The 23,601-nt window shown below is 38.9% G+C and carries 19 protein-coding genes and 2 tRNA genes; 11 read left to right on the top strand and 10 right to left on the bottom strand.

From position 1 onward, the window contains the following. Positions 1 to 8: 8 nt before the first annotated feature. Positions 9 to 818, bottom strand: a complete 810-nt coding sequence (locus tag ACK1I8_RS02300; RefSeq protein WP_412467753.1) for a DUF1080 domain-containing protein — start codon at positions 816 to 818, stop codon at positions 9 to 11. Positions 819 to 1,043: 225 nt separating this feature from the next. Here ACK1I8_RS02300 and mtgA point away from each other — a divergent pair, with 225 nt between their 5' ends. Further along, positions 1,044 to 1,772 (top strand): monofunctional biosynthetic peptidoglycan transglycosylase, encoded by a 729-nt coding sequence (gene mtgA / locus ACK1I8_RS02305; RefSeq protein ID WP_412469342.1) that lies wholly within the window; start codon positions 1,044 to 1,046, stop codon positions 1,770 to 1,772. Between the two features lie 68 nt (positions 1,773 to 1,840). Here the strand turns inward: mtgA and ACK1I8_RS02310 are convergent, their stop codons facing one another. The 3 genes from ACK1I8_RS02310 to ACK1I8_RS02320 form a co-directional block, all read right to left on the bottom strand. Next, a complete protein-coding gene (locus tag ACK1I8_RS02310; protein ID WP_412467754.1) occupies positions 1,841 to 4,252 on the bottom strand; it encodes an AsmA-like C-terminal region-containing protein in 2,412 nt (803 codons plus the stop codon). A 98-nt stretch (positions 4,253 to 4,350) separates the two neighbouring features. Next, a complete protein-coding gene (locus ACK1I8_RS02315) occupies positions 4,351 to 4,638 on the bottom strand; it encodes a YciI family protein (RefSeq protein WP_412467755.1) in 288 nt (95 codons plus the stop codon). Positions 4,639 to 4,642: 4 nt separating this feature from the next. Continuing rightward, entirely contained in the window at positions 4,643 to 5,122 is a 480-nt protein-coding gene (locus tag ACK1I8_RS02320) for an ABC transporter ATPase (protein ID WP_412467756.1), read from the bottom strand. Between the two features lie 50 nt (positions 5,123 to 5,172). Between ACK1I8_RS02320 and ACK1I8_RS02325 the strand changes: the two genes are divergently transcribed. Next, entirely contained in the window at positions 5,173 to 5,658 is a 486-nt protein-coding gene (locus ACK1I8_RS02325; protein ID WP_412467757.1) for a hypothetical protein, read from the top strand. 1,270 nt (positions 5,659 to 6,928) lie between these two features. Here the strand turns inward: ACK1I8_RS02325 and ACK1I8_RS02330 are convergent. Both ACK1I8_RS02330 and ACK1I8_RS02335 read right to left on the bottom strand, forming a co-directional pair. Next, the gene (locus ACK1I8_RS02330; protein WP_412467758.1) at positions 6,929 to 7,717 is read right to left on the bottom strand and encodes a (Fe-S)-binding protein; all 789 of its coding nucleotides are present in this window, start codon (positions 7,715 to 7,717) and stop codon (positions 6,929 to 6,931) included. Between the two features lie 101 nt (positions 7,718 to 7,818). Continuing rightward, positions 7,819 to 9,114: a 4Fe-4S dicluster domain-containing protein gene (locus ACK1I8_RS02335; protein ID WP_412467759.1), complete on the bottom strand. Its 1,296-nt coding sequence runs from the start codon at positions 9,112 to 9,114 to the stop codon at positions 7,819 to 7,821. A gap of 228 nt (positions 9,115 to 9,342) precedes the next feature. On the opposite strand from ACK1I8_RS02335, the gene ACK1I8_RS02340 reads away from it, so the two are divergent. Next, a tRNA-Phe gene (locus ACK1I8_RS02340) sits at positions 9,343 to 9,415 on the top strand. A gap of 248 nt (positions 9,416 to 9,663) precedes the next feature. Beyond that, positions 9,664 to 9,736 (top strand) — tRNA-Phe (locus tag ACK1I8_RS02345). Between the two features lie 59 nt (positions 9,737 to 9,795). On the opposite strand, the gene ACK1I8_RS02350 is transcribed toward ACK1I8_RS02345, so the two are convergent. Beyond that, positions 9,796 to 10,242, bottom strand: a complete 447-nt coding sequence (locus tag ACK1I8_RS02350; protein WP_412469343.1) for an SRPBCC domain-containing protein — start codon at positions 10,240 to 10,242, stop codon at positions 9,796 to 9,798. Positions 10,243 to 10,574: 332 nt separating this feature from the next. Here ACK1I8_RS02350 and ACK1I8_RS02355 point away from each other — a divergent pair, with 332 nt between their 5' ends. Beyond that, positions 10,575 to 12,176, top strand: a complete 1,602-nt coding sequence (locus tag ACK1I8_RS02355) for a S41 family peptidase (RefSeq protein ID WP_412467760.1) — start codon at positions 10,575 to 10,577, stop codon at positions 12,174 to 12,176. A 67-nt stretch (positions 12,177 to 12,243) separates the two neighbouring features. On the opposite strand, the gene ACK1I8_RS02360 is transcribed toward ACK1I8_RS02355, so the two are convergent. Both ACK1I8_RS02360 and ACK1I8_RS02365 read right to left on the bottom strand, forming a co-directional pair. Further along, entirely contained in the window at positions 12,244 to 12,846 is a 603-nt protein-coding gene (locus ACK1I8_RS02360) for a hypothetical protein (protein WP_412467761.1), read from the bottom strand. 64 nt (positions 12,847 to 12,910) lie between these two features. Next, positions 12,911 to 13,195 (bottom strand): hypothetical protein, encoded by a 285-nt coding sequence (locus ACK1I8_RS02365; protein ID WP_412467762.1) that lies wholly within the window; start codon positions 13,193 to 13,195, stop codon positions 12,911 to 12,913. Between the two features lie 105 nt (positions 13,196 to 13,300). Here ACK1I8_RS02365 and ACK1I8_RS02370 point away from each other — a divergent pair, with 105 nt between their 5' ends. After that, complete coding sequence (locus ACK1I8_RS02370) at positions 13,301 to 13,783, top strand: GNAT family N-acetyltransferase (protein ID WP_412467763.1); 483 nt, start codon at positions 13,301 to 13,303, stop codon at positions 13,781 to 13,783. A 78-nt stretch (positions 13,784 to 13,861) separates the two neighbouring features. On the opposite strand, the gene ACK1I8_RS02375 is transcribed toward ACK1I8_RS02370, so the two are convergent. Continuing rightward, complete coding sequence (locus tag ACK1I8_RS02375; RefSeq protein WP_412467764.1) at positions 13,862 to 16,279, bottom strand: outer membrane beta-barrel family protein; 2,418 nt, start codon at positions 16,277 to 16,279, stop codon at positions 13,862 to 13,864. 207 nt (positions 16,280 to 16,486) lie between these two features. Here ACK1I8_RS02375 and ACK1I8_RS02380 point away from each other — a divergent pair, with 207 nt between their 5' ends. The 5 genes from ACK1I8_RS02380 to ACK1I8_RS02400 all read left to right on the top strand — a co-directional run bounded on the left by ACK1I8_RS02380 (position 16,487) and on the right by ACK1I8_RS02400 (position 23,550). Next, entirely contained in the window at positions 16,487 to 17,494 is a 1,008-nt protein-coding gene (locus tag ACK1I8_RS02380) for a sensor histidine kinase (RefSeq protein ID WP_412467765.1), read from the top strand. A gap of 82 nt (positions 17,495 to 17,576) precedes the next feature. After that, positions 17,577 to 18,305 carry a LytR/AlgR family response regulator transcription factor gene (locus tag ACK1I8_RS02385; protein ID WP_412467766.1) on the top strand — a complete coding sequence of 243 codons (729 nt, stop codon included), beginning with the start codon at positions 17,577 to 17,579 and terminating at the stop codon, positions 18,303 to 18,305. A gap of 321 nt (positions 18,306 to 18,626) precedes the next feature. Next, positions 18,627 to 19,094: a hypothetical protein gene (locus tag ACK1I8_RS02390; protein WP_412467767.1), complete on the top strand. Its 468-nt coding sequence runs from the start codon at positions 18,627 to 18,629 to the stop codon at positions 19,092 to 19,094. A 16-nt stretch (positions 19,095 to 19,110) separates the two neighbouring features. After that, entirely contained in the window at positions 19,111 to 19,968 is an 858-nt protein-coding gene (locus ACK1I8_RS02395; RefSeq protein WP_412467768.1) for an alpha/beta fold hydrolase, read from the top strand. A 195-nt stretch (positions 19,969 to 20,163) separates the two neighbouring features. After that, complete coding sequence (locus ACK1I8_RS02400; RefSeq protein WP_412467769.1) at positions 20,164 to 23,550, top strand: DEAD/DEAH box helicase; 3,387 nt, start codon at positions 20,164 to 20,166, stop codon at positions 23,548 to 23,550. Positions 23,551 to 23,601 lie beyond the last annotated feature (51 nt).

A 23,601-nucleotide genomic window follows, 5' to 3' on the forward strand; every position in this document is an offset into this window, starting at 1 on the left:
AAAAATGTTTACCTGGATTTTTTCATATTGTGGTGGGGAAGTTCCATGATCTGGATATCTTTAAAATCCACAGGTTGCCCTTCGCTTTGCAAGGCAATAAAACCAGATTTAAGCGCTTTGCCATCAATTTTAATTTTTGGGTCGTAACGGTTAGCTACCTCTCCGCCAATCTGGGGTTTGCTATATTGTAGCACCGTATCACCATTGATAATATGGGTAACCAGCGAGTCGCCAAGAACAATCAATTCAGCAGATACCCATTGGTCACCATCGTATGTCTTAGATTTAGAATCCAGGCAATGTTCATCATATAATTTACCTTTATAAAAAATATCTGTACCTGGCGAACACATATTTCCGGTCGGGCGTGGGCGACCATCGCTCAAACCGCCTAAAAATTGCATTTCAATCGAAATTGGCCAGTCTTGTTCCTTAGGCATCGTTTTCGGATCCTGAGAATGGAACATTACACCGCTATTGCGTAAGGTATAACTGGGCGCTCCTTTTTGTAACTCACCTACGAAACGGTATTTCAACTTTAAATGATAGTATGAAAAAGGTGTTTTATAATAAAGATGGCCGAACTGATCATTAAAATCGCCATATTGGTCGTACCGAACTTGAATAATTCCATCTTCAACCCTAAAAGTGTTTCCGAAATTTACATTGTAATCGTGGTGGTGGATTTTAACATTCCAATCTTTAATATCTTTTCCATTAAAAAGTGTTATCCACTTTTCACTCTTGTTATTGATATTTTTAGTGGTGCTACAGCCCCATAAACCAAGGGCGAGAAATAAGTAACTAAGTTTTTTCATTTATTAAATCATTTATGGTTCTAATTCGGTTTTGTGTGGTTTAGCGAATGAGAACGGTTAATTCGAAGTCGCCGGACTAAAATACACAAACAAAGTTATTTATCAGATATAAGTTAGCCTGGTATAAAATAATTGCTTTTGTGTGCGTTAGCTGATTTTAATATCGACATAATTAGAGCCATGATTAGCACTTTCATTTCCATCTCTTTAAGTACCTTTGCGCTTATGGCGAAAAAACGGGCAACCAGGAACAAAAGCAAAGCAAAACATCCGCTGCTAAAGAAGATTACCAATGTGGCTACAAAAGTATTTCTGTATTTTTTATTGGTTTCTGTATTTTGGGTAATCGCACTTCGTTTTATCAATCCGCCAATTACCCTTTTAATGGTATTGCGGAACATTGAGCGTAAAGCTGACGGAAAGCCTTTTAAAACAGAAAAAAAATGGGTAAAATTTGATGATATTTCTGATAATATGAAGAGGGCAGCCGTTTCGGCCGAAGATCAGCTTTTTTTAACCCATATCGGTTTTGACATGAAAGCCATTGAAAAAGCTTTTGCCAGTAATGCTAAAGGAAAAAAGATAAAAGGAGGGAGTACCATTTCGCAGCAAACCGCAAAAAATGTTTTTCTTTGGCCTGGCCGATCATGGATTAGAAAAGGTTTTGAAGCTTATTTTACTTTGCTCATAGAACTGTTCTGGAGCAAAGAAAGAATATTGGAAGTTTACCTCAACGTGATTGAAATGGGCGACGGAATTTATGGTGCCGAGGCCGCTTCGCAGGAGTATTATGGCAAATCGTGTACCAAGTTGACCAAGAAACAAGCCGCTTTAATTGCGTCATGCTTTCCAAATCCCAGAAGGTGGACGCCGAAAAACGCAACTCCATACATCAGGCACCGACAATACCTCATTTTAAGGAATATGAACAGGTTAGGACCGCTTGATTTTTAATGTAAGATGTGGGATGTATGATGGACAAGGGGCTCTAATTCCATTATTCATCTTACATTTTCCATCCACTAATCATGATCTTTGTTCCACCTGATTTTTATTCCGCCTTTTTCGTCATCAATGGCTTTTAAGTGCAATACGATGCCACGCATGCGGGCTTCTCTTCGTTCTGATTTGGTTAGATTTTCATCTCCCTTTGGATTTCTTAGTGGAATGTCCATCTGTACATTTGTGCCGCTCCCTAAAGCATAAGTACCCTTAACATTAAAATTTAAAGCGCTGGAGTTGATCTGCATCGGACTGATTTCTACCTTATCGCCACGGATATTAAGCGTTCCATCAAGGTTTTTGATCTCTACATTTGACAGGTTTCTGTTGGCAAAAGCAAATTTACCGACGTTAACCATCGGTTCGAAATTAACCAGGGCGGCATTTTTCAGGTTAAAAACCACCTTGCCGTTGATTGATCGGGGAAGAATTTTTCCTGCATGCGATATCCTGCCCGAAATGTTGACCAACGAAGATAAATAACCTCTTAAATTTTTATTGGTTATGGTATTTTGTCCGAAATTATCAAATGAATAAAAAAAATCTTTCACACTTACATGGCTGATCTTTGAATTGACCTTGAAACTATTTGACGCCGCTTCCTGCATAATATTGCCGTTTAATGATAACTGACCTCCGGCGTGCATTACACTTATTTTGTTGAAGAATATACCGCCACCGCGTAAAGAAATGTCGGCATCGAGGTTTTTGGCCAGGAAATGATCATAAATGGCTTTATCTACTGTTAAACGAATGTTCATTTTCGAAAGCTCCAGCACATTGCTCAGCTCTTTGGAAACCACTTGTTTGTTTCCACTCGGTTTCTTCTTCGCCGTTCTCGGTCCTAAGAAAGGTAAAAACTCTTTTAGGTAGAGCTGAGGACTCGACATTTTTAAGTTTACCAATATTTTTTCAGGCGCAGTATAATACAGGTTGGCAAAGTTGGCAATGCTGCAGCTCACATTGAGTTCACTTTTTCCCAATTGGAAATGTCCATTATGTATGGATAAATCATTTTGGTTAAAATCAATATTCAGGGCACTTTTTACCAAATGAAGTTTTCTTGGGATATAAAGGATATCGGCATCGGCAATTTGTATTTTACCGGAAACCACTGGTTTGGTAAACCTGAAATTGTCAATATCAGCCTTACAATATAACCTTAAGTTGGCTGTGCCGCTTTTAAAATCAAAGTCGTTCGTGCCTAATGAATTGTTTAAGTTAGTTAGCGGGAATTGCGAGGTAACCAATCCGGTGGCAATAGGGCGGGATAGGTTGTTAACCGTAAACGTGTCGATCTTAAGTGGTGCATTAAAATACTTTGCCGTAAGCCTATGGAATTTGATGGACGAATTTTCATCGCCAATAATACCACCAACAGTATCGCGATTGGTGAACGAACCATCAAAATTACAAGCTGTTAATTTGCCTGCTGGAATGGAGACTACATTATTCCTCACCGTTATGCCTACCTTGATCAAAGGATCTCCGTATTTTCCCGATCCGTCATCAATAATATTTCCACGGATATTGATCGGTTTTTCGATACCGAATTTTAGTAGTTTTGAGGAAATGTTGGGTGATAGGAGTAGGGCAACATCTCTGAATAAAATATCATCAACAGCAATACTAATCGCAAAAGCAGATTTAGCCAATTCGATTTTAGCACCGATTTTAAAAGGATGACCGCCAATGTTCAGGATTTCGGGATCCAATAATATCGCATCCAAATCTCTGCTATAATGCGCTTTTAAGGTGCCTTCTAAAGTTTTATCTTTCAAAAAGCTACCCTTGCGTGTATTAAAGGCAAAACTGTTTACTTTGGTCATTAACTTAATCTTACCGGTCCAGCCACTATCCGGGTACTCCATTCTACCCTGAATTTGATCGATATTAAAATTGAACAGCTTAAATCTTTTCTTATTGTCCAATACCAGACTCACCTTGTTAAAATCAATTTTTTTCACTTCCAGCGCAGATGATTTTGGCGATGATTTTTGATCGTTTTTAGGCTTACTTTTAAAAATACTGGTGTTGCTATAACCTGTAGAATCGGTATAGATATAAATGGAAGCGTTGTTAATGGCAATTTGCTTAATATTGATACTGCCTACGATAAGGGAGAGTACATTTAGAGATACATCAATATCCTGCGCCTTTAACAGATCGTGTTTATGCTGCGCCCATAAGCTATCCCTCAATAAAACGCCATTTAAAGAAACAGAAACTCCCGGAAAACTTTTCAGTAGTGTAGGCTCCATACTGGCAGCGGTGATCTTTCCGTTTAAATTTTTATTCAGTTGCGAAAGGATAGAAGCCAGTACTTCTTTTTTATTTCTGCTGATGTAAAAAGCACCGGCCAGCCAGGTCAATACAATCAGTACAACTAGAACAGATAAAATTTTTAAGGAGATTTTAAGCCAGCGCTTCATACACATTATTTGATTTAACCAATATAATGTTTTTTGTTAGCTAATTGTTTGGCTAACAGTAAAAAATAGCTGTCATCACAGCAGCACTTTTAAATGGGTCAACCCAAAAGCGATTTAAGATCCGGGTGGTATTGCGAAGTGAGGAAATGGGTGATAGTGAAATCGGCCAAACGGTGTTTATAAAAGGGATCCTCCATCAGGATTTTCTTTAATTCAGCCTCATCTTTGGCCAGGGCTAAAATAATTCCACCCGTACGGGGCACCTTTCTGCCCGAAGCCACAAAAATATTTTTCTTATAGTATTTCTTTAGATATTGCACATGGGCTTCCATATGCACATCTAACTCAGTTAACGGTACTATATATTTAAGATCTACAATGAACACAGGCTTACAGTAAATGTGCAAAAACAGTAGAATGCCAGCTATTCTGAAAAGGGACTTCCCACTTCGTTTCAAGCTCAGCCAGGTTTTGAACCATATTGTTAAATACAATAGTTTCCGGCGTTACCTGCTTTATATTAACCAAAGTTTCAAAATCCTCCTTATTATTTACCACCACTTCACCATTTACTTTATAGGCAATGTTGAAACGGTTGAAAAGATCTACATGGTACTCCTGTTCAATTTCCTTAAAAAGGCGAACAGAGCTGTCTATAGAACAACCGGTAACGCCGGCTTGACTTTCGTCAACGGTAAGGATAATAAAAAAGCCATAGCGTATTTCCGCTTTTGCAAGCAATTCATGCCCGTGCGCTTTCCATTGGCTGGTAAAGGCGGTTAGCTTGTTTAAGATCTCAGTTTCTTCAGCAGAAGTAAATTTGCGATCACTTTGGTATATCCAGACTCTTGATTGTGGAGAAAAACTCATATACAAATTTACGATTTTAATTAAATTGCTGTGTTAAAAACGCTAACCCGATGAAAAAGTTTACACGCTGCTTGAAAATATCCCTGCTTTTGGCTTCTGGCATGTTTTTATGTGCTTTTTCCGACCCCGAATCTGTGGAACAGTGTGCCAGCTATCTTCAAAAAACCTTTACCGATCATTACGACAACAGCCAGGAAAGCGATCGGATAAAACGCTACGAGTTAAATGTTACCAACAATGGTTTTTGTCGCTATAAACGCTATTTTAATAACGGTAAAACCGAATATTTCGCTTTCAAGCTGTCGAAATTTAAAGATATGGATTATTATGGTACAACCACCGCAGGTAAATTATATATCCATACCAAAGGCGATGACGTGATTGTGCAGACTTATAAAGATAGGGGAGGCGACGTAGATTCGATGGCTACGCAGATTGTTATCCCTTTAAAAAACATCGAAGCCGAAGATTTGAATCTAATCCGCGATAACCTGAATAAAATCAATGCAGAGGCTTCCACTCCTCAGAAGCAATAGATCTTCTATAATATTTGCTTTCTTAAACCAGGCAACAATTACGACGCGATGTTATTAAGGTTTAGGTGGCATTATGTAAAATAATAGATTATGGTTTGTTTATGGAGTGCAATGTCATTCGCTTTTTTTAAAGCTATTCCTGCTCTCCGTTATATCCCCGATGAAGGATCGGGGGATGCCGCTGTGATCAGGGCTACAAACTGAGGTGTGTGCAAGTGGAAAACTGACCTGGTAGAAAAAAAAGAAGCTGAACCTGGTCGGACGAATGCCACTTTTCATAGCAAGAGGTAGCGCAGGAAGAAATTAAACTATGGTTGCAATTGCTTTCTGAGAATAAGCAAGAATTGCATGGTGATGTAGATTTTTGGTTGTTTTTGGAGCGCAGTGTCATTCGCTTTTTTTAAGTGTTATTCCTGCTCTCCGCTATATCCCCTATGAAGGATCGGGGATGCCGCTGCGATCAGGGCTATAAACTTAGGTTTGTGCAACGGGAAAACTGACCTGGTAGAAAAAAATTAAGCTGAACCTGATCGGACGAATGCTACTTTTCATGGCAAGAGGTAGCGCAGGAAGAAATTAAACTATGGTTGCAATTGCTTTCTGAGAATAAGCAAGAATTGCATGGTGATGTAAAGATTTGGTTGTTTTTGGAGCGCAGTGTCATTCGCTTTTTTTAAAGTTACTCCTGCTCTGTGCTATATCCCCGATGAAGGATCGGGGGATGCCGCTGCGATCAGGGCTATAAACTGAGGTTTGTGCAACGGGAAAACTGACCTGTCAGCAGAAAAAGGACCAAACTAAACCTGATCGAACGGATGCCATTTTTCATGGCAGGAGGCAGAGCAGGAAAAACATAACCTAAGGATTGCTGAAATTGCTTTCCTGAAATGGAAACTATCAAATCATAAATTTAAGGTAGTTGGTTAGTCGGAGCGCAGTGTCATTCGCTTTTTTTAAAGTTATTCCTACACTGCGCTTTATCCCCGATGAAGGATCGGGGGATGCCGCTGCGATCAGGGCTATAAACTTAGGTTTGTGCAAAGGGAAAACTGACTATCAGCAGAAAAAGGACCAAAATAAACCTGATCGAACGGATGCCATTTTGCATGAAGATTATTCATTAATTTTTTGTTTTTTTATCGGTACTCTTGAACACTACGTGGTTCCCATCCGATAACCATCGGATCGGTTTGGGAATGACGCAGGCTAACGCTGAGATTGACAACTATTCTTATGGTACAGCTTTTATCAAGTGGACCTAAAACAGTGGTTACAGGCCGTTTGCCCTTGCTGTAATCTCAGCAATATCAAGCACTTTAACTTCCTGTTCTTTATCTTTTAGTTTGATGCCATCACTTAACATGGTCATGCAGAATGGGCAGCCTGCTGCAATAAATTGTGGGTTGGTTTCTAAAGCCTCATCAATACGTTCTACGTTGATATCTTTATTTCCCTTTTCTGGTTCTTTAAACATCTGCGCACCGCCGGCACCGCAACATAAGCCATTGCTTTTGCAGCGTTTCATTTCTACCAACTGCGCATCGAGTACCTCTAATGCTTTTCTGGGTGCTTCGTAAATGCCGTTGCCACGGCCAAGATAACAGGGGTCGTGATAAGTGATTTTTTTGCCTTTGAAACTTTCGCCACCTTCGGCTTTTAGTTTTCCGTCATTAATTAAATCCTGTATCAATTGTGTATGGTGGATCACTTCGTAGCTGCCACCCAAACCTGGATATTCATTTTTAATGGTGTTAAAGCAGTGTGGGCAGCCGGTAACAATTTTTTTGATGTTATAAGCATTCAATACTTCAATATTGGTCATCGCCTGCATCTGGAAAAGGAACTCGTTGCCGGCCCTTTTGGCAGGATCTCCGGTGCAGCTTTCTTCTGTGCCCAAAACCGCATATTTAATACCTACGTGATGTAAAATCTTACAAATGTCGCGGGTAATTTTTTGCGCTCTTTCATCATAACTTCCGGCACAACCTACCCAAAATAATATTTCCGGTTCTTCACCTGCGGCCATCAATTCGGCCATTGTAGGGACTTTAAATTCCATTTGTCTATTATCTAGTATCAAGTATGAAGTATTGAGTATCAAGACTTGATGTCATTATTATTCTAATTCATTGTCAATTGAAAACCATCCGTTGCAAACCGCTAACTTTCTTGCGCCCAGTTAAAACGATCGGCCGGAGAATATTTCCAAGGGGCCTGGTTATTTTCGATATTGCCCAGCATCGCATTAATACTGCCTGGAGCCTGCGATTCTTCCATCACGGCGAAACGTCGGAGTTCCATGATAATCTGTAAAGGATCGATATTTACCGGACAAGCCTCTACGCAGGCATTACAGCTGGTACAGGCCCAGATCTCTTCTCTGCTGATATAATCGTCCAATAACGATTTTCCATCCTGGTGTGCTTCGCCATGTTTATCTATGTTCTGCCCCACTTCGGTAATGCGGTCGCGGGTATCCATCATAATTTTGCGTGGTGATAAAAGTTTGCCTGTAATATTGGCCGGACATACCGAGGTACATCTACCGCATTCAGTACAGGTATAAGCATTCATCAGGTTAACCCAGCTTAAATCAGTTACATCTTTTGCACCAAATTTACCTGGTTCATTTTCTGCCGGAACAAAAGAAGGATCGAGCATTGCCTTTACTTCATTGGTTACGGAGGCCATATTGTTAAATTCTCCTTTAGGTTCCAGATTGGAAAAATAGGTGTTTGGGAAAGCAAAAAGGATATGGAAATGTTTTGAATAGGGCAGGTAATTTAAGAAAGCCAGGATACCGATGATATGAAACCACCAACAGCTGCGTTCTATAGCAACCAAGGCACTTTCTGATGATGGCAGGATGTTGATTAAGTATTGGCTTACGGGAAATGCACCGGCATTAACATAATGGCTGGCCCCCATAAGCTGCAGTTTTGCGTCGGCTGCATTCATAAACAAGAAGGCACTCATTAATAAAATCTCGGTGATGAGAATATAGTTGGCATCAGATTTCGGCCAGCTTTTCATCTCTACTCCACTAAAGCGTTTGAGTTTTAAGATATTCCTGCGGACAAGAAAGATAGCACAGGAAACCCAAACGGTAAAGGCCAGGATTTCGAAAGCGCCGATCAGAAAGTTATACAAACCGCCCAGGCCATGAAAGATACGGTGGGTGCCGAATAGCCCATCGATCATGATTTCCAACACTTCGATGTTGATAATGACAAAGCCGATGTATACAAAAAAATGGAGAAAAGCCGGGATAGGGCGAACAACCATTTTAGATTGACCAAAAGCCACCCGAAGCATGGTCATTAACCTTTTTTGCGGTTGATCTTGTCGATTTACCGGTTTGCCTAAGCGGATGTTGCGAATTATCTTCCGCAGGTTAACTGTAAACAGCGCAATTGCTGCAAGTGTAAGTACTAGAAAAATGATCTGTGCTACCATGCAATATTAGATTGTTATGCTAAAATAGGATATTAATCCAAATAAATTACTATGCATGCATAAAAAAATAGTAAAAAATATTTGTTTGTATTCATTCTAAGCAATGATATTAATCTTCATTTTGAAAAAAGAAAAATTAATTAATTGATAATCAGAGTAACAATGAAATAATCGAAAAAAAGTTTTGCTTTTGAAAAAAGAACACTACATTTGCAATCCCAAACGGATGGTGCCATAGCTCAGTCGGTAGAGCAAAGGACTGAAAATCCTTGTGTCCCTGGTTCGAATCCAGGTGGCACCACTTCCAAAAGCCTTTCAGCAATGAAAGGCTTTTTTGGTTTTTGGTGGTTTTTAAAATGTTCGATATTAGCGGAACAGCAGATTTTGGATCCTCTGTACGAATGATGATTAGATGAGTGAATAAAAAAAAATAATGCATCTTTCTGCCTATCAAAAAGTTGACGCATTATGTTTGCATTTTTAGAAAAAATCTGATATCCTTTTTTGGATTTGAGAAAAAGAACACTACATTTGCAATCCCAAACGGATGGTGCCATAGCTCAGTCGGTAGAGCAAAGGACTGAAAATCCTTGTGTCCCTGGTTCGAATCCAGGTGGCACCACATCTAAAAGCCTTTCAGCAATGAAAGGCTTTTCTGGTTTTAATAGGTTTCTGTAAATCTTACCTTTCGGCTATTTCTTTTACTTTTGCTAAAGCTTTTGGCCATGTTTCCTGAAAATATTCTACCCATTCTTCAACCATATCCATATCGATCAATAGTTCAGTTTCGTCATTTTTTTCGTTCAAAGTATAATTTTCGAAAGCTTCGCCCCAATTGTGCAACGCTTCTTTGCCATCTTTGATTTCCCCAATGTGTTTGATAGACAGGTGTTGATTGAGTATGTTTTCGTGGATCACCGCAAGCATCCCATTCCCTTTGCCATCTCCAAAAATGGTCCGGCTTCCTTTTTTCCAGTCGGTTTCCACTTGCGATCCTTCAGCAAATACGGCGGTCCACTCAGGGTAAGTTTTTAAACCGAAGAGCACATCCCAAACTTTTTCTCTCGGAGCATTAATCGTGATTTTAAATTGAGTTTTTTCCTTAAGTCGTAATTTAAGGTTTGTTATTGTTTATTAAGATTGATTATAGGTATGATTTAATGCAAGTTAATCTTAATTTGGCTAGTCAAATTTGCAAATAAGTTGTCCGGTTAAAGCGGTGCAAAGGCGACAATTTATGAGGCTAAAAGGGCTAAGTTTGGGGATTGATTTAAATGGCTTTTTTAAATTTAATAGATATCGCTGTTAAACGTAATTTAATCGGTAGATTTACGTAGTTCATTAATGGCGTGGCATAAACGTGCAATATTTTGAATGAGATGAAGTTATGGATAAAAGTTTATTTTGAAACAACTTAACTATTGTTCAGTACGTATATAAAAAATATGATTAAAATTTCTATGAGAAATAAGCGATTCTTTTATCTGGCTGCAATAAGTTTTTTAAGCTTTGTAGCCATTGGAGGCTGCAAAAAAAGCAGTACGGTGCCTGAAGAACCCGAAACACCACCGGTTGTAACCACGCCCAGCGGAACGCGCGATGAATTGACAAAAGATTCTATTTTTTTATACGGAAAAGAACTTTATTACTGGAATACTTCGCTCCCAACCTACGACGTATTTAATCCAAGGAGATTCAGCTCGAATGAGGCTGAACTATATGCCATGACACAGTATTCCTTAGATCCGGCAACAGGCAAGCCATATGAATATGTAAGCAATTCCGGTGAACCTAAATATTCGTTTTTCGATTATACGGCAGCTACAACGGGTAAAACAGGCGCGCTTAAAGCTGACGTAAACGGCTCGGCCAATGATTATGGTTTTTCTGTCCAGTATAATTACAACAGCAATACAGATTTGATGGTGAAGTATGTTTATCCCAACTCGCCGGCGGCATTGCAGGGATTAACACGTGGTTGTAGGATAACCAGTGTGAACGGAAGAACGGATCTGACCTATCCGGGCGCGGTCAATTTCCTGAATAACGCTATTTTTGGAACAAATGCAACCGTTACCTTAGCTTTTAATGACATTGCCGGAAACCCTAAAACTGCTGTCATATCGAGCGGTCTATATACAGTTAATCCGATATTATTTACAAATGTTTACACTGTGGGTACAAAGAAAGTAGGTTATATTGTATTTAATAGTTTTACCAATAATGCCTCTTCAGCCATCAGTGCAGTTTTTGCTAATTTTGCTACGCAGGGGGTAAGCGAAGTAGTTGTTGATTTACGTTATAACGGTGGAGGCTATGTTTCAACTGCTATCGAAATGATCAATCTGATGGCACCTGCGGGAGAAAACGGTAATACCATGTTTACTTCTTACTATAACGATTATCTGCAAAATATTACCACAGCTCAGCGAAAAAGCTCTGTTTTGGCACACCAGCCCTTGTTGGATGATGCAGGTAAATTGCAAACCTTTACCACGGGGGTAAATGGAAAATATGCTACTTATGCTGATTTAAATTACTCGCCAACCGCTACAGACAACGTAGAAAAATTTGCTAAATCAGGTAGTTTAGCATTGAATAGAGTTTATTTTATCGTAACGGGCGCTACCGCATCGGCCAGTGAACTAACCATTAATAGCTTAAAACCCGTAATGGATGTAAAGTTAATCGGGAGAACAACTTATGGTAAACCTGTGGGTTTCTTTCCGATCAGGATAGATAAGGTGGATATGTATATCCCGGAGTTTGAAACTAAAAACAAACTCGGAGTCGGAGGCTATTATAATGGCCTTACGGTTGATAAAGAATCGCCAGAAGATTTAAGTAAAGCATGGGGCGATGAAACTGAAACCTTGCTGAATTATGCTTTGACCTATGCGAAGAATGGTAGTTTTGTAACTACAGCGAAAAAAACATCTAGTTTAAGCACAGCAACCACAGCAGTTCCCAAATTGTCAGTAGCTCAATTGAGGGAGTTGGATGAGAAGCTGGATCCAAATGGCTTTAAAGGAATGGTGATGACACCTCGCAAGAAATTTTAATGAAACTTTAATAAAAATGCCCGCTTAATTAAATACGTAAAGCAGGCATTTGTTGATACGATTTTATTTACAATAGTATTTTACTGCTGATATCCTTGTTGATGGTGATATAACCTGGATATTTGACAGGTGTACTGCCCAGCATAAAAGTTGGTCTTATTTTAATAGTTAATAAACCTAATTTTTCATCTTTTGAAGATGATCCCTTTTGAGCCGCCTTAATAATATCGTTGAAAACATTACCATTAGATATCAACCCGTAGATATTGCTCACCAGCTGTACAGGGACAGTTACGGTCTGACCTTGTGCAATACTTACATTTTGATTAACAATGCCTTCTGCCAGATCAGTATTATTAACCAGTATTTTATATTCAAACTGGTTTATGGCGGCTAAATTACTTGACGGGTTGGTTATTTCTAAATTCAGGTTCGCTTTTAAGGGAATGTCTTTTCTTAACAGACCCAATGCTACCCCGGGTAAACTGGTTAGACTAAAACTTTGCTGATCCATCAATTGTTTAACATCTGTTCCCGCTATTGTCACCTGTTTTACTCCGGTAATTTTATAGGTGCAATTTTCCAGTGCTTTTATCTGTTGCGCCTGCCTGTTTATTCCACAGCCAAAAATGCTTATGGTAAACAAAAAAAGCAATAGTTTCTTTTTCATATCATTCATAACGCCAAAATACTAAAACTATTTCAGCTGGAATACCGGTTTAACCAAAATTAACTTAGGCACTCGGTGTAGTGGTTTCAATATCGTCGCGTTGATCATCGCCGTCAGTTTTAGTTTCTTCAACTGGTTTTTCTGTAAAATCTTCTTTATCAACCTGATCATTTGATTTTGATTTTTCCTGATCTTCGGCTTCTCCGGTGTTCTGTACAGATTCACCTGGTTGAGCAGTTTCCTTTTCTGTTGAAGGTATTACAGTTTCTATTTCCAGTTGTACATCATCTGTTGGTTTCGGATGATTGCTGTTCTGTTTGGTATCTTTTTTATTTTCCTCGTTTTCCATGTTTAAAATCCGTTTTAACATGTATAATGGAATTCGATTGCATTTTGTTTGCTTTTATTTTAAAACAATTGGTGGTTTTTTAATTTTGGATAAAAATGACAAGATATGGCCATAACCATCAGGAAAATTACTCCGGCAGATAATATTGCCACTGCATCAATGATCAGAACGGTTTTAAAAGAATTTAAAGTAGACAAACCAGGTACCGTTTATACCGATCCTACAACCGATGATTTGGCAACGCTTTTCGAACACCCTAAATCTGCTTATTGGCTCGCCGAAGAGGATGGGGCAATTATTGGAGGATGCGGTATTTATCCAACAGACGGTTTACCGGACGGTTGTGTTGAACTCGTTAAATTTTATGCCCTTCCGGCTTCACGCGGCAAAGGTATAGGCAAATTGCTGATGGAGAAAAGTATAGCATCTGCACAGCAATTTGGTTACAATGAAATTTATCTGGAGTCTTTTCCTGAACTTGCCAAAGCCATTACCATGTACGAAAAGGCAGGTTTTAAAAAACTCGCAGGTCCGCTGGGCAATTCTGGCCATTATGCCTGTAATATCTGGATGCTACTGGTTTTATAGCTGGTTTGATTAAATAAAATGGTTAATCGGTTAACTGGATAACGTTAGAGAGTTAACCGATTTATTTTACGCGTATCTTTAATTTTTGCCTACCCTGTTTTCTTCATCGCTTGTTCCGGTTTGTCTTCTGCGGGCGGTTTTGATTTTCATATTTCCGAATTTATAGGTGAAACTTAGATTTACCCTACGGCTTTCCCATTCATTTTGCCAGTAAGTTTTAATATTGTTATATTCCAGGTTAGCCCTGAATTTACTCGTATTAAAAATATCGTTTACTTTTAGTGCCAGTGTGGCATTTTTGTTCCAGAACAATTTTTTAACGTCAATATTGAGCTGATAACTCTCCAGGTTGCGGAAAAGGCCATTAACGGATGGCGAATCATAAAAAGCATAAGTGGTTAAGCTATAGTTTTTAGGTAATGTGAAGGTATTATCCATGATTACCGACCAGTTCCAGGAGAAAGCATTGTACCCATTTCCCTGGACCGCTGATTCGGTTCGGTTAAATCCTGCTGAAACTTCGGTACTGTTGTTCCACCATTTGGTTATATCAAAAGGACTCCCGGTAGCCATGTAAAAGTTTGTGGTTCGATTCAGGTTTTCTGGCCTGGAGATACTTTCTTTCGTCATATTATTCTGATAAACCACTTCCGATATCGAACCATTGTTTACAGAATAACTCAAGGTCAATACCCTGAAGTTTTTAATGGAATAATTAAATTCGAAGCTATTGGCGTAAGATGGCTGTAGTAACGGATTTCCCTGTATGGCCGTATATGGATCGGTATAAAAGGTAAAGGGATTTAAGCTGCTGTATGATGGTCTGTTGATGCTCTTACGGTATGCAGCCGTTACGAGGTTGTTTGAGTCGAGTTTTAAGGAAACAAAAACCGTTGGAAAAAGCTTCCAGTATTTTCGGTCGATCAAGGTGTTGGTACCTGATGAGCTACCATTACCTAAAGTCTGCTCAGCACGCAAACCTGCTTTAATCTGTATATTTTTAAAACTTTGATCAAGGGAAAGATAACCAGCATTAATATTTTCATGGTATAGAAAAGCATTGGTCCTGCGGGGATCGTTAAGCCAGCCTGCGGTTTTTAATGAATCGAAACGCACATCGCTCTGCGATTTAACCCAGCTGCTTTTCCAGCCGGTTTCCATTTTTAATGTTTTCGAAAAATTTAAGCTATAATCAGCTTTGATAGCATAGATAGAAACGTTTCCCATTCCATTATTCCGCAAATCGATAGGATTGCCGATAAGCTGATCGTTTGCATCAAGGTAATTGTTGGTAAAAGTTTCGGTTTTGCTATTATCGAACCTTACGTAATCGGCATCAAAACCTAATTCACCGCCCAACGAATCTGTTTTAAAACGGTAATTAAGGTTAAGCGCATGGTTTTTTTCAGTATTGCTTTGTGGGTTGAACATCGATGTGCCGCCCATTTTTATACCTGCAGCATTATAATTTACCGAATTGCTGTTTACCTTCGTGTCTTCAGGAGCGGTAAAGCCTTTAATCATCAGCCCTAAGGTATGTTTCTCATTAATGAAATAATCGGCACCTGTAGAATAATTTAAGCTGTTGGTTATCGGATGCCAGAAATTAAGCTGGTTATATTGTTCGTCGCCAATGCTTCTATTTAACGTGAGTCTGTTGTAAGAGTTATAGTGTCCGGCATCTAAGCGTAGATAGGTACTCACCTTACCGATATTGTAATTCAGGTTGGCACCTGCGTAAACTTTTTCATATCGGCCATAACCGCCGCCCAGATTTATGTTGCCATTAAATCCCTGCATTTTATTTCTTTTCAGTTTAATGTTAATGATCCCGGCTGTGCCTGCAGCATCGAAAGAAGAAGGAGGATTAGAAATCAATTCTATTTTGCTTAGTACCGATCCGGGCAGCGATTTTAGGTAAGTGGTTAGTTCCAGGCCTGTCATATAACTCATTTTACCGTCAATCATTACATTGATCCCTTTTTTACCTTTAAGTACAATGTTATCATCTTTATCCAGTTTCACACCCGGCGACCTGCTGATCACTTCCAGTGCATTATCGCCTGCAGTATTCATCTGCTCTACATTTACAATCACCCGGTCGGCCTTTTGATCAATTACAGGCATTCTCGATATGATGTTTACATCTTTCAGGTTTTGCGTTTCATCTGCCAGTATGATTGACGGAACTTTAACAGGCCTGTCTTTTACTTCAAATGCTGCAGACTGGTTTTTTTTATAACCCATCATTAAAGCCTTAATGAGGTATCTGCCTGGTTTAACATTACTAAATTCGTATAAACCTTGTTTGTTGGTAACCTGTAAGGAGATAGATGCCGAATCGGGTAAGTGGATTAAGGCTACTGACGCATAATCGAGTGTTTTATTTTTGTTATCGGTAACCATTCCTGATACCTTCATATTTTGAGCAAGAGCAGTTTGGAAATTAAAAACAAGCAGGGCAAAAAGAATGGATTTAAATAAATGATTCATCATCGTGTTGGTTTTTGATATTGACGTTTCAAATATGAAGAGGTTGCATTAGTTTAAAAATTACATTATCCCAACCCTTTAAGATATTATCCCAATCCATTTTTAGCGCACAATTGGCATTCATCCTTAAAATGTAGCGGTTGGGATAATTATTTGTCCGTTTGGAATAAGAAAATAGGCTGTTAAAAAAGCTTTGTCTAGTTTTGGACTATGAAAACAATAAAAATCATTTCTTTTCATCTTCTTGGCTGGTTGCTTGTTTTGGGCTATTTTTATGGTGGACATTTAATTGATGGCACAACCTTCAGACAATCTGCTTTTAGCATTTCTATGAATTTTATACAGGTGATAGAATTCTATATCTGTTATGCATGGGTATATCCAAGATTTTTGAAAAGAAATAAATTACCCCAGTTAATAGGCGGTATTTTATTTACCATAGCCGTTTTTACCTCACTTCGGTATTTAATAGAAGAGATCCTATATCTAAAGTGGTTTGGTTTTCATAATTATGATGATGGCGTAACGGCATGGAATTATATATCAGATAATATTTACTGGAGTTTAGCTTTTATTGTGGTGCCGGCGGCGGTATATGGAATTGAACAGAGCTTTAAATCAGAACAGGCAAACCGTAAACTTAAGGAAGAAGTGGTTAAAGCCGAACTTTCATTTTTAAAATCGCAGATCAATCCACATTTCCTGTATAATACGTTGAATTATGTTTATTCGCTGGCTATTCCCGTTTCCGATCAGCTGGCCAATGCTGTTCTGCGATTGTCAGACCTGATGCGATATACCTTAAACGACAGCCCGGATGGTAAAGTGAGTTTAGATAAAGAGGTTGAATATCTGGAGAGTTATGTGGCATTATTCAGGATGCGTTTTGAACCTAAATTTTATGTCGATTTTACAGCAGATGGCGTTGGCGATCAAAAAATAGCTTCGCTGATATTGATCCCCTTTGTTGAAAATGCTTTTAAACACGGTGTGGTGAATGATGAGACTCAACCGGTACGTATCAGGCTTAAAGTGCAACACAAAAGATTAAGTTTTGAAGTGAGCAATAAGATCAGTCATGCGCAGAAAGACCATTCAAGCGGTATTGGTATGGTAAATATACACCGGAGGTTAGATCTGATCTATCCCGAGAAACATGAGTTATTGATTTCCAATAACGGAAATACCTACAAAAGTACTTTGATTTTAAATCTCTGATGTATAATTTGTATCATTGAAATATTTTAGTTCGCCACGCTAACCACCAAACCCTAACCGCTAAACCCCTAACCTCCACCTTATGATCCGTTGCCTTGCCGTTGATGACGAGTCTTATGCCGCAGATATTGTTGCTGCCTTTATCAACAAGACTCCCTTTTTAGACTTAGTTGGAACCACTACCAATGCTTTTGAAGCACTTAACCTCGTTCAGGAAGGTAAGGTGGATCTTGTTTTTTTGGATATACAAATGCCTGAGTTAACGGGTATCCAGCTTTTGAAAATCTGTGGGGGTAAATGCAAGGTAATCCTAACCACTGCCTATCCCGAATATGCTTTAGAGGGTTTTGATCTAGATGTGGTAGATTATTTACTTAAGCCGATCTCCTATGAACGTTTTTATAAGGCCGCTACAAAAGCACAGCAGATTTTAATGCCTGTAGTGCCTGTTCAGCAAGAAGTTGTTCAGAAGCCAGCCATGCAGGGAAACGATTTTATTTTCATCAAAGGTGACACTAAAAACAAATTTATAAAGGTTAATTATGAAGATATTCTTTATATAGAGGGCTTGAAAAACTACGTTTCGGTTTATACGGCAACCCAAAGAATTGTGACTTATCAGGCATTGCGCGAGCTGGAAACGGAACTGCCTCAGCCTCCTTTTTACCGCATCCATAAATCTTATATTATTTCGCTGGAAAAAATTAAGATGATAGATGGAAATACGGTTTATATCAACGACCAGGCCATCCCCGTTGGCGAAACCTATAAAGAAGAATTTTTTAAAGTGGTAAGAGAGGGGAAGAAGTAGGGGTAGTTTGGTTAATTGTATAGATAGGTTAACTGGTTAATTGAGGAACTTAAATATTGCTGAATTGTTAGATTGTTCAATTGCTAGGATTCATCTTTCAGTTAACCAGTTTAAACAATTAACCGATTAACCATTCTGAACAGTTTTCAGTTGGCAATTTGCAACTTAGCAATGCAACAATTGAACAATCTTTTAGCAATTCATAATTGCAGTTGGCCAACTTAAACAGTTAGCCAGCTAACCAACCTGTGTATAAATTCTCCCCAATATTTCTTTCGTTTTTTTTAAGTTTGCTGTATCAAGATTAAATCAAACACCATCATGCAAGAAACGAATTCGCTAAATCAGGTTGCAGAATTTCACACTACCTTTAAACATCCCATCCTGGAAAGTCCGGTAATCCCTTCAAAACAGCGGGCCAATCTGCGTATTTCGCTTTTAGCAGAAGAATTGAAAGAATTGCAGGAAGCCGTGGAAAATGATGATCTGGTGGAAGTTGCTGACGCCCTTTGCGATTTGCAGTATGTTTTGGCCGGTGCCATCCACGAATTTGGGCTGGGTAGAAAATTTAAAACTTTGTTTGACGAAGTCCACCGCTCCAACATGAGCAAAGCCTGTAAAACGGTGGAGGAGGCTGAACAAACCATCCGGTTTTATTTGGAAAAAGACGGAACAGAATCTTATTATAAAGAAATAGACGGACTGTTTTTAGTGTTCAGAAAGTCTGATGATAAGACTTTGAAATCAGTTAACTATTCGCCAGCCGATTTAAAATCACATTTGATCTAATTCAAATAAGCGCAAATTGAAAAGGCTAAAACAGATTGTAAACGAGCTTAAATCAAGGCAGGATACTCCTGATGCTGCTTTAATGCGCGAGTTTATTTTTTATTCACCTAAAATGCCCTTACGCCTGCATCAGGAACAGCTTATTGCGGTTTCAAAGCAGTTTAGCCTTCAGGTTTTCGATACCTATTTTACCAAAGCCAACGTCACCATTAATTGTTTTAGCTGGGGAAATGGAAAGCGAAAAGTATTACTTACACACGGCTGGGCCTCAAAAGCTTTGGATTTTTATGAGCTGATTATCGAACTTCAGAAAATAGATGACCTGGAGATAATTGCTTTTGATGCACCTGGCAACGGAAGTTCAGTTTCCGAGTTTTCCAACCTGATGTTATATGCAGATTCAGTAAAAGCTATTTCTTTAAAATACGCACAGCCTGATGTTCTTATTGGGCATTCACTTGGTGGCATGGCTAACGTAATTGCTGTACAGGAATTATCGATTACCCCTAACTTGCTTGTTAGCATTGCACCATTGATCAAACTGAGAGAAAACTTCGAACAAAGTTTAGATTCGGTAAATATTGGCGCAAAGGATCAGGATATCTTTTTCAGCAACTTTGCCCATGAATTTCCTGTTCCGGCTGAACACTTTAACCTGACTGAACTTTATCACTTGGATGCTGATTTAGAACATTTTCTGGCTTTTGATCCAGCCGATCATATTTCGCCGTATTTGTTTTTAAAAGAGTTTTTAGCTAAAAATCCTGCAATAAACGCAAAATCATTTGAAGAGGTAGGACATTATAAAATCCTCAAATCTGCGGATGTAATTGAAGATATTGTGGAGAGAATATCTGCATTTTCAACCACATAAATCGTCATTTTGACCGTTGTGGTACATGCTTAGTTCTTCCCGACGGAAGTGTGACGAAATGGAGAAATCTATCAAAATTTAGTTTCGCTAAACTAAAAAATCATTTATATCCGTTAATTGTGCATAAAAAGCTAAAAGTCATTTTAGCTAAAACTTATTAATGATTACTTTTATCACTTTAGCTTTTTAGTTTAAATGAGTGGACAGGTCACAACGCATCCGGTATCAGAACAAAATCCTTACGATTATATATTAAGGGATTTCAATCTGAAAAACCTGAGCCAGATTGTTATCCTAAAACATTTAAGCGGACTGATCCATACAGATGTTAAAGGTTTTTATCAGCTTTTTCCGGAACAGATTGAGATTGATTTTGCTGCTTTTAGCGATGAAACTGCTGGATCAGCTTTTCCAATTGTGCAGGTTCAGCAAAATGAAAACGCTGTAAAACTTTCCTGCAGGTGTGCTACACCTAAATATAAGTTATGCGAACACCAGGCAAGGGTTTTGTACAATATCCTTCAACGGCAGGAGTTGCTCATTTTTTTCGACAGTAACCTGAGGAAACAAAAGCTTGCCAAAATCGCAGTCGATTATGGGTTGGAAAAAGAGGTGCATCTCGATCTGCTGTTCAATCTCCATTACGAAAACAGTCAGGTGGTAATCCGGCCGAAAATGGATGCGCTCCAGCCCTTTAATAAAGAGGCCCAGCAAAATTTACAGGAACTTTTATTGCCAGCTGGTAAATCCAAGTCAAAACTACCGGTCAAAAGTGATCCAGGTAAAATGATCCTGGTTTTTGGGCGGCATCGCTATTACCATAATTTAACTGTAGAATTATTTGAAGCCAACATCGCCAAAAATGGTAAGGTTAAAAATCCTATTAAAGGAATTAATCCGGCCGATTTGCTATTTAAAACCAATGATAACGATCAGTTAAAATTTTATAGTGGCATTACCACTTTTCAACAGCATTATGACAGCGATCCAAGCGAGGCAGAAATTGAAGCCTTAAAAGCCATAGTGAAAAATCCTCAACAGATTCCTTTCTATCTGCAGGATAGTAAGCAATCCGGGGTCATTCAAGCCTCTACCATTACCGCGGTTGAGGTACATTTGCTGGAGGTAGATTTACACCTTTCGGTAAGCCAACGCGATGATTATTACGAAATTACAGGTCGATTGGTTATCGAAGGTAAATCATATGAGCTGGATAACCTGGTATTGGTTCACCAGTATTTTGTTAAACTTCATCATCAACTTTATTTAATTGGCAGGCTGGATTTTTTACGGGTAATCGGATTTTTCAAAAAACAGAGCAACAGGTTAATCCTGCACAAAACCAAATATCCGGAGTTTCAAAAACTTATTCTGGTGCCCTTAGAAGGAAGTATCCGTGTCGATTATGCTTATTTAAAACCTGCCACCAAACGTCAGATTGAAGAAAAAGGTTTCGATCTCGAAAACGAGCAATTGATCTACCTGTCAGAATCTGAAGATTATATTCTGCTTACGCCGGTTATGCGTTATGGAAACCTGGAAATCCCTGTTCTTTCTAAAAAGCAAATTCAGGCACAGGATAAACTGGGCAATCTTTTTACCCTGCACCGTGATGAAGCAGCAGAGTTGCAGTTTATTGGGGATATTTTAAAACAACATCCTTATTTCTACGAGCAGGAAACCAACGATTCCTTTTACCTGCACCGCAAACGTTTCCTTGAAGAAGCCTGGTTCCTGAATGCTTTTGAAGTATGGCGAAATAAAGGAATTCATATTTTAGGATTCAATCAGCTCAAAAACAATAAACTGAGTGAATTTCAGGCTAAAATTAATATTGAGGTACTTAGTGGAACAGACTGGTTCGAAACCAAAGTAAAAGTAAAGTTTGGCAAACAGCAGGTGGCCTTGAAACATCTCCATAAATCAATCAGGAACAAAAGCAAATTTGTAACACTTGATGATGGAACCCTTGGCATACTTCCGCATGAATGGATAGAAAAATTTGCGGCTTATTTCAGTGCTGGCGAAGTAACTGAGGAAGCCATTCTTACACCAAAAATTAAGTTTGCTTCTATAAACGAACTTTACGAAGATGCTTTGCTGGATGGCGAGGTGAAAAATGAATTAAAATGGTATAGGCAGAAGTTTGATGGAACCAGCTCCATACAGGAGGTTGAGGTACCGGAAGGTTTAACCGCAACGTTACGCCATTACCAGAAAGATGGCTTAAACTGGCTCAACTTTTTAGATGACTTTAATTTTGGTGCTTGTTTGGCCGATGATATGGGACTGGGTAAAACCATTCAGGTTTTGGCTTTCATTTTATCACAGCGTAAAAAGGTAAAACAAAATACCAATCTGGTGGTTGTGCCTGCCTCGTTAATTTTTAACTGGAAAGCAGAGATAGAGAAATTTGCACCATCCATAAAAGTAAAAACCATTTATGCCGGCGAGCGGACAAAAACCACAGATACTTTCGATGATTATGAAATTATTTTAACCTCATACGGGACATTGCTTTCCGATATCCGTTTCCTGAAGGACTATCGCTTTAACTATATCTTTTTAGATGAATCGCAGCTGATCAAAAACCCGGATTCCCAGCGTTATAAAGCGGTTAGGATGCTACAATCTCGGAATAAAGTAGCCCTGACAGGAACTCCGATTGAAAATAATACTTTTGATTTGTATGGACAGCTGTCATTTGCCTGCCCGGGTTTGTTTGGCAGTAAACAGCAGTTCGCTGATTTGTATTCAACCCCGATCGATCAGTTTAAAGATAGTAAAAGAGCAGAAGAACTCCAGAAAAAAATAAGGCCCTTTATCCTGCGCAGAACCAAAGAGCAGGTAGCAAAAGAGCTTCCCGATAAAACTGAAATTGTATTGTACTGCGAAATGGGTGAGGAGCAACGAGAAATTTATGAAGCCAATAAAAAGGAAATTCAGGATTATATTTTAGGTAAACAGGAAGATGAACTGCCTAAAAGTTCGATGCATGTATTGAAGAGTATCACCACCTTAAGGCAGATCTGCAATTCGGCAGCTTTACTGTCCGATGGAAAATCTTATCTACAGGCCTCATCAAAAATTGATGTATTAATGGAGCAGATAGAAAGCAGGGCGGGAAATCATAAAATTCTTGTTTTCTCTCAATTTGTAACCATGCTCGACCTGATTAAAAAGCAATTGGAAAGTAAGGGAATAAGGTACGAATACCTTACCGGGCAAACCCGAAAAAGGGCTGAAGCGGTTGCTTCATTTCAGGAAAATGCCGATATTCCGGTTTTTCTGATCAGTTTAAAAGCGGGCGGTACGGGATTGAATTTAACTGAAGCCGATTATGTTTACCTGGTTGACCCATGGTGGAACCCTGCGGTAGAAAACCAGGCTATAGATAGAGCATACCGGATCGGCCAGCATAAAAACGTGATGGCAGTCAGGCTAATCTGCCCCGATACTATTGAAGAAAAAATCATGAAACTTCAGGCAACTAAAAAGGATTTGGTCAAGAATCTGATCCAAACAGAGGGTAGTTTCTTTAAACATTTAACCAGGAAAGAGTTGTTAGGGCTGTTGAGTTAAATAAAGTCGTGCAGAGATGAACCAAGAGGCACTCCTTTTTTATTATAACAA

Source organism: Pedobacter sp. KLB.chiD (assembly GCF_047040275.1).
Classification (GTDB): domain Bacteria; phylum Bacteroidota; class Bacteroidia; order Sphingobacteriales; family Sphingobacteriaceae; genus Pedobacter.

Excerpts from the sequence above, each read along its gene's own strand:
- ACK1I8_RS02300 (WP_412467753.1), bottom strand. The coding sequence starts at position 818 with ATGAAAAAACTTAGTTACTTATTTCTCGCCCTTGGTTTATGGGGCTGT.
- mtgA (WP_412469342.1), top strand. The coding sequence starts at position 1,044 with ATGGCGAAAAAACGGGCAACCAGGAACAAAAGCAAAGCAAAACATCCG.
- ACK1I8_RS02310 (WP_412467754.1), bottom strand. The coding sequence starts at position 4,252 with ATGAAGCGCTGGCTTAAAATCTCCTTAAAAATTTTATCTGTTCTAGTT.
- ACK1I8_RS02320 (WP_412467756.1), bottom strand. The coding sequence starts at position 5,122 with ATGAGTTTTTCTCCACAATCAAGAGTCTGGATATACCAAAGTGATCGC.
- ACK1I8_RS02325 (WP_412467757.1), top strand. The coding sequence starts at position 5,173 with ATGAAAAAGTTTACACGCTGCTTGAAAATATCCCTGCTTTTGGCTTCT.
- ACK1I8_RS02330 (WP_412467758.1), bottom strand. The coding sequence starts at position 7,717 with ATGGAATTTAAAGTCCCTACAATGGCCGAATTGATGGCCGCAGGTGAA.
- ACK1I8_RS02335 (WP_412467759.1), bottom strand. The coding sequence starts at position 9,114 with ATGGTAGCACAGATCATTTTTCTAGTACTTACACTTGCAGCAATTGCG.
- ACK1I8_RS02355 (WP_412467760.1), top strand. The coding sequence starts at position 10,575 with ATGAGAAATAAGCGATTCTTTTATCTGGCTGCAATAAGTTTTTTAAGC.
- ACK1I8_RS02360 (WP_412467761.1), bottom strand. The coding sequence starts at position 12,846 with ATGAAAAAGAAACTATTGCTTTTTTTGTTTACCATAAGCATTTTTGGC.
- ACK1I8_RS02365 (WP_412467762.1), bottom strand. The coding sequence starts at position 13,195 with ATGGAAAACGAGGAAAATAAAAAAGATACCAAACAGAACAGCAATCAT.
- ACK1I8_RS02370 (WP_412467763.1), top strand. The coding sequence starts at position 13,301 with ATGGCCATAACCATCAGGAAAATTACTCCGGCAGATAATATTGCCACT.
- ACK1I8_RS02375 (WP_412467764.1), bottom strand. The coding sequence starts at position 16,279 with ATGATGAATCATTTATTTAAATCCATTCTTTTTGCCCTGCTTGTTTTT.
- ACK1I8_RS02380 (WP_412467765.1), top strand. The coding sequence starts at position 16,487 with ATGAAAACAATAAAAATCATTTCTTTTCATCTTCTTGGCTGGTTGCTT.
- ACK1I8_RS02385 (WP_412467766.1), top strand. The coding sequence starts at position 17,577 with ATGATCCGTTGCCTTGCCGTTGATGACGAGTCTTATGCCGCAGATATT.
- ACK1I8_RS02390 (WP_412467767.1), top strand. The coding sequence starts at position 18,627 with ATGCAAGAAACGAATTCGCTAAATCAGGTTGCAGAATTTCACACTACC.
- ACK1I8_RS02400 (WP_412467769.1), top strand. The coding sequence starts at position 20,164 with ATGAGTGGACAGGTCACAACGCATCCGGTATCAGAACAAAATCCTTAC.